At 34.7% G+C, this 12,813-nt stretch carries 11 protein-coding genes and 1 pseudogene; 11 read left to right on the top strand and 1 reads right to left on the bottom strand.

Features of this window, described 5'->3' with window-relative positions; translation table 11 throughout:
* Positions 1–97 precede the first annotated feature (97 nt).
* From APF76_14390 to APF76_14420, 7 genes are all read left to right on the top strand, one after another.
* Positions 98–901, top strand: coding sequence for an adenine nucleotide alpha hydrolase (locus APF76_14390; protein ID KUO52676.1), 804 nt, complete (start codon positions 98–100; stop codon positions 899–901).
* A gap of 27 nt (positions 902–928) precedes the next feature.
* Positions 929–2,080, top strand: a complete 1,152-nt coding sequence (locus tag APF76_14395; protein ID KUO52677.1) for a cystathionine gamma-synthase — start codon at positions 929–931, stop codon at positions 2,078–2,080.
* Positions 2,081–2,082: 2 nt separating this feature from the next.
* A complete protein-coding gene (locus tag APF76_14400) occupies positions 2,083–3,225 on the top strand; it encodes a cystathionine gamma-synthase (protein KUO52678.1) in 1,143 nt (380 codons plus the stop codon).
* A 19-nt stretch (positions 3,226–3,244) separates the two neighbouring features.
* Positions 3,245–4,264 (top strand): thiamine biosynthesis protein ThiF, encoded by a 1,020-nt coding sequence (locus tag APF76_14405; protein ID KUO52679.1) that lies wholly within the window; start codon positions 3,245–3,247, stop codon positions 4,262–4,264.
* 57 nt (positions 4,265–4,321) lie between these two features.
* Entirely contained in the window at positions 4,322–4,777 is a 456-nt protein-coding gene (locus APF76_14410; GenBank protein KUO52680.1) for an Rrf2 family transcriptional regulator, read from the top strand.
* 327 nt (positions 4,778–5,104) lie between these two features.
* Entirely contained in the window at positions 5,105–5,311 is a 207-nt protein-coding gene (locus APF76_14415) for a hypothetical protein (protein KUO52681.1), read from the top strand.
* On the top strand, positions 5,312–5,569 hold the full coding sequence (locus APF76_14420) for a hypothetical protein (protein KUO52682.1): 258 nt from the start codon (positions 5,312–5,314) through the stop codon (positions 5,567–5,569).
* Between the two features lie 383 nt (positions 5,570–5,952).
* On the opposite strand, the gene APF76_14425 is transcribed toward APF76_14420, so the two are convergent.
* Entirely contained in the window at positions 5,953–6,783 is an 831-nt protein-coding gene (locus APF76_14425) for a prolipoprotein diacylglyceryl transferase (GenBank protein ID KUO52683.1), read from the bottom strand.
* A 365-nt stretch (positions 6,784–7,148) separates the two neighbouring features.
* On the opposite strand from APF76_14425, the gene APF76_14430 reads away from it, so the two are divergent.
* The 4 genes and pseudogenes from APF76_14430 to APF76_14445 all read left to right on the top strand — a co-directional run bounded on the left by APF76_14430 (position 7,149) and on the right by APF76_14445 (position 12,734).
* The gene (locus APF76_14430; protein KUO52684.1) at positions 7,149–8,534 is read left to right on the top strand and encodes a glycolate oxidase subunit GlcD; all 1,386 of its coding nucleotides are present in this window, start codon (positions 7,149–7,151) and stop codon (positions 8,532–8,534) included.
* Positions 8,535–8,833: 299 nt separating this feature from the next.
* Positions 8,834–9,766, top strand: a complete 933-nt coding sequence (locus APF76_14435; protein KUO52685.1) for a tellurium resistance protein TerC — start codon at positions 8,834–8,836, stop codon at positions 9,764–9,766.
* A gap of 217 nt (positions 9,767–9,983) precedes the next feature.
* A pseudogene (locus APF76_14440) lies at positions 9,984–11,119 on the top strand (transposase).
* Positions 11,120–11,702: 583 nt separating this feature from the next.
* Positions 11,703–12,734: a LacI family transcriptional regulator gene (locus APF76_14445; GenBank protein ID KUO52686.1), complete on the top strand. Its 1,032-nt coding sequence runs from the start codon at positions 11,703–11,705 to the stop codon at positions 12,732–12,734.
* The last annotated feature ends 79 nt before the right edge of the window (positions 12,735–12,813 follow it).

The raw sequence follows: 12,813 nt of genomic DNA on the forward strand, positions 1-12,813 counted from the left end.
TTTGCATTGCAATAGAAAGAGCTTGCTATTATAATATGTAATAACTTATTAAGCCTATAGGTTTACTGTGTGTATATGACTTGAAGGAGGAATTATGTTGGAGATTAAGGATAAACTAGAAGAATTAAAAAATATGCTGCAAAACATGCAAAGGATTATGGTAGCTTTTTCAGGTGGAGTTGACAGTTCCTTCCTGATAAAGGTAGCCCATGATGTACTACAGGATGACGTATTAGCTGTTACTGCTCGTTCCGTTACTTTTCCAGAAAGAGAGTTTAAATTGGCATCTGAGTTTGCAGCACAACTAGGCGTAAAACAGCTTATCATCACCTGTGAGGAATTAGAGATAGATGGATTTTCAACTAATCCTGTTAATAGATGCTATTTATGTAAAAAAGAATTATTTTCCAAAATAAAGTTGGTTGGACAAGAATATCAATGCAACTATATTCTGGATGGTTCTAATTTGGATGATACAGGAGATTATAGACCGGGAATGCAAGCATTAGAAGAATTGGGAATTGTAAGTCCTTTAAAAGAAGTTGGATTAACTAAGAGAGAAATTAGACAATTGTCAAAAGAATACAATTTGCCTACCTGGGATAAACCTGCTTTCGCTTGTTTGTCTTCCAGATTCCCCTATGGACATGAAATAAACATACAAAAATTAAATATGGTGGAAAAAGCAGAAGTGTACTTATTAAATAAGGGCTTTAAAACTGTGCGTGTTCGTCATCATGAAGATATAGCTCGTATTGAGGTTTCATATGATGAACGTTTTAAGTTTTTTGAAAGCGGCACAATGGACAAAGTCAATGAAGAATTTAGAAGGATTGGATTTAACTATGTTACCCTAGATTTACAAGGTTATAGAGCAGGCAGCATGAATGAAGTCTTATAAGAAACTTTACACGAAAGGTGGCAAAAAATGAAAAAGCATCTGCATAAAGATACAGTGGTTGTTCATGGTAGCAAGGGAAGTGATCCGTATACAGGTTCTGTTAGCTTTCCAATATACCAAAGTGCTACTTTTAAGCATCCTGGACTTAATCAAACCACAGGTTATGATTATTCAAGAGAATTAAATCCTACTAGAGAAGAATTAGAGAAGACTATTGCAAAGCTAGAAAATGGTTTTGCTGGTTTTGCTTTTTCAAGTGGAATGGCAGCAGAAACAGCATTAATGGAATTATTTATTCCAGGTGATCATCTTATCGTGTCTGATGATATATATGGGGGTACATATAGATTTTTTGAGGAGATATGTGCTAAACGTGGGCTAGAGTTTTCTTATGTAGACACGTGTTATCTTGACAATATAAAAAGTGCTTTTAAAATAAATACTAAGGCAATTTATATTGAGACACCTACAAATCCAATGATGAAGGTAGCAGATATTAATAAGATATGTAGCTTTGCAAAAAGTAAAAAACTAATGACAATCGTTGATAATACATTTTTGACTCCCTACTTTCAAAGGCCAATAAATTTAGGTGCAGATATTGTTCTTCACAGCGGTACCAAGTATCTTGGCGGGCACAATGATACCCTGGCAGGTTTCCTGGTCGTTAATGATAAGGAACTAGCGCAGAGATTATTTTTTATCCAAAAATCAACAGGAGCTGTGCTAGGTCCATTTGACAGTTGGCTAATGTTAAGGGGAATAAAGACCCTGGCAATAAGAATGGATAAACAAGAAAAAAATGCATTACAAATTGCAAAGTGGTTACAATCCCAGAAGTGTTACCTTGATAAAGTGTATTATGTTGGACTTCCAGAACATGAAAGATATGAAATATCTAAAAAGCAAGCAAGTGGTTTTGGTGCAATGATTTCATTTAAGGTAAAAGATGTTGAGTACGTCGAAAAAATCCTGGATCGGGTTAAAGTTATTTCCTATGCTGAAAGTCTTGGGGGTGTAGAAAGCTTAATCACTTATCCTATTCTACAGACTCACGCAGCAATACCTAAACCTATCTTGGAAAGGTTAGGTGTAAATGATAGGCTTCTAAGACTTTCTGTGGGCATAGAAAATCCTGAAGATCTAATTAATGACCTAAAGCAGGCAATGGAGGGATAATATTGGAAAAGAAATTTGGAACCAAATTAATCAATAATGGAAATGATAAATGTAAGTTAACTGGAGCTCTTAGTATTCCTATTTATCAAGCATCAACCTATCACCAAGAGGATATTGATGACCCCTCTGAGTTTGATTATTCTAGGTCCGGAAATCCTACCAGAAAAGTTATCGAAGAAACCATAGCTTATTTGGAAGGGGCCGATAGGGGGTTTGCTTTTTCAAGCGGAATGGCAGCTACAGCCTCTGTGCTGTCAATTTTCTCCGCCGGAGATCATATAATTGCAAGTCAGGACATTTATGGAGGAACATTTAGGGTTAGCGGGAGCATTTTTAGTCGTTTTAATATAGATGTTAGCTTTATAGACACAACAGATATAGATGCGATAAGGAAAGAAATAAAAAGCAATACAAAGGCTATTTTTATTGAAACCCCTTCAAATCCATTGTTCAAAATAACAGATATAAAAAAAGTGGCTGAGTTAGCTAAGGAGCATGATCTTATAACTATAATAGATAACACGTTCATGACCCCTTACCTACAACGGCCAATAGAACTAGGTATTGATATTATAGTTCATAGTGCAACAAAGTTTATAGGTGGACATAGTGATGTATTAGGTGGGTTAGTTGCTGTTAAAGGAGAAAATCTAGCAAATAGAGTTTATTCTATCCAAAACAGTTTTGGAGCTGTTCTTGGGCCTTTGGATAGCTGGTTATTGTTAAGAGGTTTAAAAACGTTAAAGGTTAGACTGGATTATCAACAAAGTAGCACAATAAAGCTAGCCCGTTGGTTTAGAGAGCAACCAGAGATAAAACAGGTATACTATCCAGGATTAGAAAATCACCAGGGCCATGCAGTTCATTTATCTCAGGCCGATGGACCAGGTGCTGTGTTCTCTTTTGAGACAGTTGACACCAAAACAGCGAGAAGGTTTTTAAAAAATACTCTACTTGCCGCAGTTGCCGTTAGTTTGGGAGGTGTAGAGACCATAGCTTCATATCCTTATAAAATGTCCCATGGTGCAATGCCTAAAGAAACCAAGGAGAACCTGGGGATTAATGATAGGATAATTAGAGTATCAGTAGGACTAGAGGATTGTGAGGATTTGTTGGAGGATTTTAAAAATGCTTTAAGAGGATAAGGCAAAAGGGGGGAGATTAATGTCAATTTCTGAGAGATACTCAAGGCAAGTCAGATTTAGTGGTATTGGAGAGGAAGGCCAAAAAAAAATATCTCAGGCAAGGGTAGCGGTAATTGGCATGGGAGCCCTTGGAACGGTGATTGCCAATAATCTTGTTCGATCAGGAGTAGGATATATTAGACTAGTCGATAGGGATTTTATAGAAATAAGCAACCTACAGCGACAAGTTTTATATGATGAAAATGATATTAAGCAAGGATTACCCAAGGCCATTGCTGCAGCACAGCACTTAAAAAAAGTTAATTCTGATGTTATCATTGACTCTGTCGTTGTTGATGTAAATGCAGGAAACATATCTAAATTAATTAAAGATGTAGATTTAGTAATGGACGGTAGTGATAATTTTGAAGTTAGATTTTTAATTAATGATGCAAGTATAAAACATAGTGTTCCTTGGATTTATGGAGGTGCTTTAGGAAGCTATGGAATGACCATGAACATAATTCCTGGAAAAACCCCCTGCTTCCGCTGCCTTATAGATAAAATGCCTACAGCTGGTGCCCATGATACCTGCAGTACCGCTGGGGTAATTAATATGATTACAGGAATAGTTGCTAACTATCAGTCTGTTGAAGCATTAAAGATATTAATAAACAGTTTAACAATTCGCCAAGAGGTACTCTTTATTGATATCTGGAATAATACCATAGAAACTTTTAAAATAAATAAAAATGGAGAGTGTAAAGCCTGTGTTGACAAGGAATTTGAATTTCTAAGCAGAAAATTTTCATCATATGCATCTTCCCTTTGTGGACAAAACTCTATCCAAATTGTTCCGGCTATTGAAGGTAAGCTAGATTTTAAGACTTTTTATGATAAACTAAAAAAAGTGGGGGATGTCACCTTTAATAAATTTTTTCTTAGCTTCAAAAAAGGCGAGATAGAATTTACTCTATTTTCAGATGGCCGGGCAATAATTAAAAATGTAACAGAAGAGAAGGCGGCAAGGGCTATTTATTCTGAATATATAGGGATGTAATTTGTCAAATAAAATAGAATTAAGTAGTGTATATTTAATGTTACGGGAGTTGACTAAATGAAATTTTCAACGCGTGCTAGATATGGTTTAAGGGCCATGGTTGAGTTGGCGATTAATTATAATCCTAATGAGCCTGTTCCCCTTAGTGATATTGCTGAAAAACAAGGCATATCAGAAGGTTACTTAGAACAATTAATGACATTCCTACGCAAGGGAGGTCTTGTAAGGAGTGTGAGGGGGTCTCAAGGAGGCTACATACTTAACAGAGAACCAAAAGATATTACTGCAGGAGATGTTGTTAGGTGTTTAGAAGGACCCCTTGCCCCCACTAATTGTGTTGCTGAAGAAGATTCCGAGATATGTGAGCGCGCTGGACTATGTGCCACAAAGGACTTATGGACAAGAATTAGAAATGCTATAGCAAGGGAATTAGATACTACTTCTCTGGAAGATCTTCGGCAGGAGTTTCAAAAGCTGCAGGAATCGGGACAGGATTATTGTTATTATATTTGATTTCTGGAGTAAGTAACCATGGCTTTTGTAACATTGAGCAAAAAAACACCCTTTACCCATGAGGATAAAGGGTGTATCTTGGATACCAAGATACAAGAGGTTGGATTTGTTAGTGCTCTTATTATAATGAAGTTTTGTGTACTACAGGTGACATAGCTTTGAACTTTTTGTGAATATTATTAATGTGACATACATTTTTAGGCTCATCTTAGATGTTAAATATAATACACATTCTCATCACATTTGTGTATTATAATAATTTCCTTGATAAAATCAACAGAACCATTTAAATGGATATTCCAACAAAAACCAGAAAGGAAGGTTTATATGGCTATAAAAAATTTAAAAGACAAAAAAAGCCAAACACTTATTCTATTATTAGTTGGAATAGTATTATTAGGCTTTTTGGGGACTTATTTTTATAGGAACATCTTAGATGAAGATAACAAGCTTAACTTTTCTGAATTAATGGAGAATAATGGAAAGTATACTATAGTTTTTATATATACAGATCCTACTCCAGAAAAAGTATGAATGCCATGTGAAGAAATGAAGCCCGTGATGGCTGAAATAAAAGAAGAATATGGTAATATTCTAAACTATGAGTATATTGAGGTAGAAGTAAACAAAGACGATCATAAAGTAAAGAAGTTTAAGGAAGCATTTGACGAAGGAATGCATCCAGCAACGTATATAATTAGCCCAGAAGGAGATTTAGTTAGAGGCTTTATAGGATTGACCCCCAAAATGATGCTTATTGAAGCTTTAGATGCCCTAGATTTAGAAGTATAGATCAATAAACAGTAGGCACGCAAATATAGGCTGTTGCAGGATATCATAGCAAAGAATAAAAGGATTCTATACTATTCCAGTTTAGAATCCTTTTGTTGTAATTAAATAGTTTCATTATTTTTTTTATAATATCTAATGACAGCTCTTCTTTTCGTTGTGGTTGTTATTATCTTTTTGAGACTGATCGTGAGAATTGTTATGGCCTCCGCAGCAGCCTCCACCTCGCATCATCATATATAATATTCCTAAAATAAAAATTATTGGTAGATATTTACTTAACAATTCCATTTATATATGCCTCCTCTTTTACTGCTAGTCTATAACAAAATTGTGAATTATTTTGAATGAGAATGTGAAACTTTTATGATTTGTACACATTTTATCTAGCCTTGAACTACATAGAAGATAACCAATGAGATAGATATTAGTATTAATGTTACAAATGTTGTCTTCAAAATGTCAGTATTCTTAATTCCTATAGATTTGGCAGGATGAGATGAATTTTTAATTAGTATACTTCTAAGTCCTAAACCCGAAATTATAAAAACAACGCTCATTAAATGGGCTACACTTACAGCACCCAAAAATTCAGGATTAGTTCTAAATAATTCTACTATGGCTCTGATCACAGGAAAAACCAGTAAATAATGGACTAAAAGCTGCCCATCATATTGTTGATTTAACCTCTTTAACCAAAGGTATCCGAAAAGCAAGAAGTTCAGTATGAATTCATAGACTTGTGCGGGGTGAAGAATTGTGTTTTCAACCTCAACTCCCCAGAAATATTGGTTTACCATTGGAACCCCAAAGACATCGCAACCTACTCTTCCTATTGCTTGACCTAGAATCAAGGCAGGAATAATAGCATCGGATGTTTTCCATAATGGAAGTTTTGCTATCCTTGCATAAAGAACACCTGTTAAGATACCTCCAGCGATACCACCATGAATTGATAACCCACCTTCATGTACAAATAATATGTCAATTGGGTTAGCTAAATAGTATCCTGGATTATAAATGAATACATAAACTAGTCTGGCACCAAGAAAACCGCCTAAAAGTGTATATAATAGTAAGTTAAATATCTTATCTTCGTCGAGGTTCTTTCTTCTAGCCTCTCTTAAAGCTACTAGCAGGCCAATTATTATTGCTACAGCAATCATTAAGCCAAAGAAATGTACTGTAAATGGGCCTATGGAAAATAGTTCTTTCATAACTATAATTCTCCTCTCAGGGTGATAATATCTAAAGCACCACTACGGTTTCCCCGAGGGTGGTGCTTTAGAATTAAAGGAAGTTGAGTTTGGTGCCTAATACTTACTAGTTACTGAGTCAGGGTAACTAATTGTATTGTACTAAATATTTTCTATAAATAAATAGACTTCACTAAATGTTCACAAACTGTTACTGATTAGGACACAATCTGCGGTTAATACCTATTCATCTCATTTAGCTTTGTAAATTAGAATAAAAACCTAGTAGGAAAATGGCAGGTTTTCACGAATAACTTTTATTAATGAGCCTATATCAAGTTAATGTCCAAGCAGACTATTGGAACCGGGAAATGGGGAGTGAGGAATTGAATCCACAAATAATTAAGGAACTAAAAGGCATTGTAGGATCAGATAATGTACTTGATACTTTAGAAGAAAGAACTACTTACAGCTATGACGTAACATTTAAATCCTACTTACCTGAAGTTGTAGTACTACCAATGCAAACTGAACAAGTCGCAGAAATATTAAAGTTAGCTAACCGTGAGCTAATACCAGTTTACCCTAGAGGTGCTGCTACAGGACTTAGTGGAGGCTCCCTCCCGGTTTTAGGTGGAATAGCTTTGTCATTAGTTAAAATGAATAGGGTTTTAGAAATTGATTGTAACAACATGGTAGCAGTAGTGGAGGCGGGAGTAACTACTGGAAATATTCATTTAGAAGTAGAAAAGTTAGGGCTTTTCTATCCTCCCGACCCAGCTAGTTCATCAACATGCACAATAGGAGGAAATATCGCTGAATGTGCTGGTGGCCCAAGAGGGCTTAAATATGGTGTCACAAAAGATTATGTGCTAGGGCTTGAGCTGGTTACTCCAACGGGGGAAATAATAGCTACCGGTGGCAAAACTTTAAAAAATGTAACGGGATATGACTTAACGCGCCTGATGATTGGTTCAGAAGGTACACTTGGTGTGATTACAAAAGCATTCTTGCGTCTCATTCCTAAGCCAAAGGCTGTAAAGACTTTACTTGTTGTGTTTGATGACCTTAATAAAGCGGGAGAAGCGATAGTGACAATTCCCAGATTAGGAGTAACGCCAGCGACCCTAGAGATTATGGATTCACTAACAATTGCTTGTGCGGAAAAATATGCTCCAAGTGGATTACCTTTAGATGCAGACGCTGTATTATTAATAGAAGTTGATGGTAATCAATCGGTTATAGATGAAGAAGCAAAGATCATTGCCGATATTTGTGCAAACCTGAAAGCTAGAAGGGTTGTAATTGCTAACTCGGAGGAAGAGAGACAAAAGCTTTGGAAGGCTAGAAAAAGTCTTTCTTCTGCAATAGTAAAAATTAAGCCCACAAAAATCTCAGAAGATGCAACCGTTCCACGTGCTCAAGTACCGGAAATGATCAAGTGTTTACAAGAAATTAGGCAGAAGTATAAATTAAATCTATTTATCTATGGTCACGCGGGTGATGGAAATCTACATCCGAATATTATTGCCGATCAAAGAGATTCTGAAGAAATGGAACGAGTGGAAAAGGCCATAGAAGAAATATTTAAGGTAGCCCTTAGCTTAGGAGGAACACTAAGTGGTGAACATGGAATTGGTAACATGAAATCCTCATTCATAATACAACAAATTGGTAAGGATAGTTTGGAGTATATGAAAAAGATTAAAGACAGCCTTGATCCGAATGGAATATTAAATCCAGGCAAGATTTTTCCAGTAGAGGGACCATGAGTAAGAGGGTAATATTGCAGAAATTCATAATCCTTTGAGCTAGACTTATAGGTGTCGATAAAAAACTGCTATCTGAAAGTTTGGCGCAGTAAGCACAGGGACACAGCCTCCTTGTCCCTTGACGGGAGGTTGTCCACATGGTATATTTAAATCGCAATAGGGGAGTAGCAGAAATCAATGTGGCGTCAACACGGCTGAAAGGCCCGCTGCTTTGACGGATTAAATAGTCCGTGCAAGACCTTTGCTTGAATAAGTATATTCGAGTAAGGGTTTTTATTATTTTCAAGGAGTGATTTGTTGTGGAATTTAATCTTCTGTGGATTAGCTTTGGTATATTTGTTGTTGTGGCGCTATATCTTGATTTGTTTGTACTTAATAAAAAATCTCATATTATAGGCTATAAGGAGGGTTTGTTTTGGACCATTGCTTGGACAATCCTAGCCTTTGCCTTTAATGGTCTGATATATGTATTCATGGGAACCGAAAGGGGGACGGAATTTCTTACAGGCTATTTGATAGAACGGGCGTTAAGTTTCGATAATATGTTTGTATTTATTTTGATTTTTTCTTATTTTAAAGTTCCTCAAATATATCAACCAAGAGTTCTCAAATGGGGTATTATTGGGGCTCTAATCATGCGGCTTATTATTATCTTCATTGGAGCAGAACTATTAAATACTTTTCATTGGATGATTTATATCTTCGGAGCATTACTTCTATTTACAGGTATAAAAATGCTTAAAAATAATGAGGATGCTCCTCCAGTAGAGCTGGACAATAACTTGCTGGTATGTGGCCTGAAAAAGTGTATGCATGTTACAAAAACTTTCTGTAGTGATCAATTTCTTACAAAGGAAAACGGAAAGTTATGTGCCACACCATTATTGCTTGTTCTGGTATTAATTGAAAGTGCTGACCTGGTTTTTGCGGTGGATTCTATTCCCGCTGTCTTAGCCGTTACCAGAGATCCTTTTATTGTATTTTCTTCGAATGTTTTTGCTATCTTTGGTCTACGGGCAATGTATTTTTTGTTGGCTGACTTGATGAATCTTTTCGCATATTTGAAATATGGGTTATCCTTTATTCTGGTTTTTGTTGGAATAAAAATGCTTGTCTCTGAATTTTACCATATTCCTGTACTTTACTCCCTCGGGTTAATCGTTGGGGTTCTTGCCATTTCCATGATGTTCTCAGTATACTTCAAGAAAGAGCCTTCTGAGAATAAAGCATAAGATATTCGAGGTTAATGGTGATAGCTATAGATTATAGGTATCATTTTGGAAGGCCTTGGCTGGTAACTTGCAGTAGTGCAATGAATGTATGCTGGTTAATAAGGACAAAATAGGCTTTTAGGTTACTGCAGCAATAAGGATATAGTGTAAATAACAATTGTACTAGGTTCTGAGTTAGAGGACAAAGGATTAAGGATGTATAATGGTATATTAAGACGTTCTTTACTATGACTGTACCAATTATTTCTTTGAAATCGAACAGGAAGATGGCATTAAGCAATACGGACCATCTAAAGAACATCGCCCCAATCCTATTGTTCAGATGGGCTTATTTATGGATGGAGATGGTATTCCCCTTGCTTTTAATATCAACAGAGGAAATATGAATGAGCAACTGACCTTAAAACCATTAGAAGAAAAAATCTTATCTGATTTTGACCTTTCAAAGTTTGTTGTTTGTACAGATGCAGGTCTGGCTTCTGAAAAAGATAGAAAATTTAACAATAAAGGTGACCGAACATTTATTACAACCCAATCCATTAAGAAATTAAAAGCGCACTTAAAAACATGGGCTCTTGACCCAAGTGGATGGCATCTTTCTAAGATACAAAAACTTACGATCTTTCTAAACTCGATGAAAAAACAGCTATAGACAAAATATTTTATTAAGAACGTTGGATTAAAGAAAATGGACTTGAACAAAATTTAATTGTTACCTATTCCATTAAATACATAAATTACCAACGTAAAATTCGCGCTACTCGAATAGAGCGTGCTCAAAAAACAATAGATACCAATCTACCAAAATAAAAAATGTAATCAGAATGATTACAAACGGTTTATTGATAAAACTAACTGTACTTCTGATGGAGAAATCGCCGAAAAAGAGATCTACAGTATTAAATGCAGAACTCATCTCAAAAGAAGAAGCTTTTGATGGCTTTTATGCGGGATGTACCAACCTTGAGGATCATGCTAGGGAAATAATAAAAGTCAATCAACAGCGTTGGGAAATAGAAGAATGTTTTAGAATTATGAAAAGCGAGTTCAAGGCAAGGCCTGTCTATTTAAGTCGTGACGATAGAATAAAAGCACATTTTACCACCTGCTTCATTTTTTTAATGATCTACAGGTTGCTAGAAAAGAAGCTTGATAACAAATATACATGTCATGAAATTATGGGGTGAATTAAGGGATATGAATTTTTATGAAATAAAAGGTGATGGGTATATACCGACCTACACTAGAACTGATTTTACAGATGATTTGCACGATGCTTTTGGTTTTCGCACAGACTATCAGATTGTAAATACTCGTCAAATGAAAAAAATTTTGAAAGCAACAAAAAAATAAAAAGTACGCACTTTTTCAAAACTCACAAAAGCTTGAAACCCCTTATTTACATGGGACTTCAAGCTTTTTCTTTTCACTACAGTCAAAAACAGGTTATGTAATTTTAAACAGTTGAGTACTGTTATCAATCGAACCCACTTGCTAAAATATGAAAATATGTATGAAAATAATGTTATAATATATGAAAATTTTCATACATATTTTCGAAAATATTGCCTGTTTATTATGATTTATAAAATTAGTATAAATATACTATGATTGGAATTCGATAGAAGAGTTTAAAGGAAATTTAGCATTTGAAGTTGATAATACTATAAAGGAAGATGCAGTGCAAGATTATTGACAAAAGGGTGCGCGATATCCATTTAGAAATATATGATGTATAAACTGGTAAATAAATTATGAAAACAGGTGTATTTTATTAAAATATTTTCAGAAAATATTTTAATAAAATATTGACAGACTGAAAAAAAAAATATACTATCTATGTATAAAGTGTGAAAATTATGAAATAACATGTTTAAATATTTTCAATAAAAACTATGTAAAGAACAAGATGAAAATATTTAACTGAAAGGGCGACATACAATTGAGAATTAGAGATATTGCACAAAAATCTGGTGTTTCACTATCAACTGTATCTAGAGTATTGAATAATTCCGGATATGTCAAAACAGAAACAAAGGAATTGGTTCTCAAAGCAGTACAAGAATTAGGTTTTTCGCATGATTTTGTATCTAAAAAGACAAAGAAACAACATAAAAATAAAATAATTGGTGTAGTTATACCTGATATTACAAATCCGTTTTTTGGAGAAGTTATCAAGGGGATAAATAAAGTTGCCGACAACGAAGAGTTAAATTTCATACTATGTGATACTAATGAAAATGTAGATAAAGAAATAAGATATCTTGAGATGCTTAAGGAACATAATATAAAGGGGCTTATAATAACACCTGCAACAGATCAGAATGAATTTAACCGAAATTATCTTGTACAGTTGGATAATATGGGTGTGCCTATAGTTCTGTTGGATAGGGATATAAAATACTCACATTTTGATACAGTTTTTTTGGATAACATTAAGGGTGCTTATCAAGCAGTTGAAGCCTTAATAGAAGAAGGGCATGAAAAAATAGCAATTATTGCAGGCCCAATAACTTCTAAGCCTGGACGAGATAGGGTAAGCGGATATCAAAAGGCATTAGGGATGAATGGCATACATGAAGATGAAAAATATATGTTCTATGGAGATTTCAGGCTTGAAAGCGGATATAATCTGACGAAAGAAATACTGAATATGAATGAACCACCTTCTGCAATCTTTGTTTCGAATAATATGATGACTATAGGGTGTATAAAGGCTTTATTCGAAATGAATGTAAGAATACCACAAGATATGGCTATAGTTGGATTTGATGATATATATATATTTAATGTAATAAATCTCAATATAAGCACGGTATCAAGGCCTACTTCCTTAATGGGAGAAGAGGCTATGAATATTTTAATGGAAAGACTCAATAAAAAGGGGGGTGATAATAAAACAATTAAAAAGGTAATTTTGCCACCATGCTTGATTCTAAGAGGCTCAGAAAAATATATCAAGAAATAGACATTGTTAGAGTAAGAAAACAAAAATCTAGATATTAGATACAAGCATTGAGATAATTGAAAAATTCAAAGTTTTTAAC

Source organism: Desulfitibacter sp. BRH_c19, assembly GCA_001515945.1.
Classification (GTDB): domain Bacteria; phylum Bacillota; class DSM-16504; order Desulfitibacterales; family Desulfitibacteraceae; genus Desulfitibacter.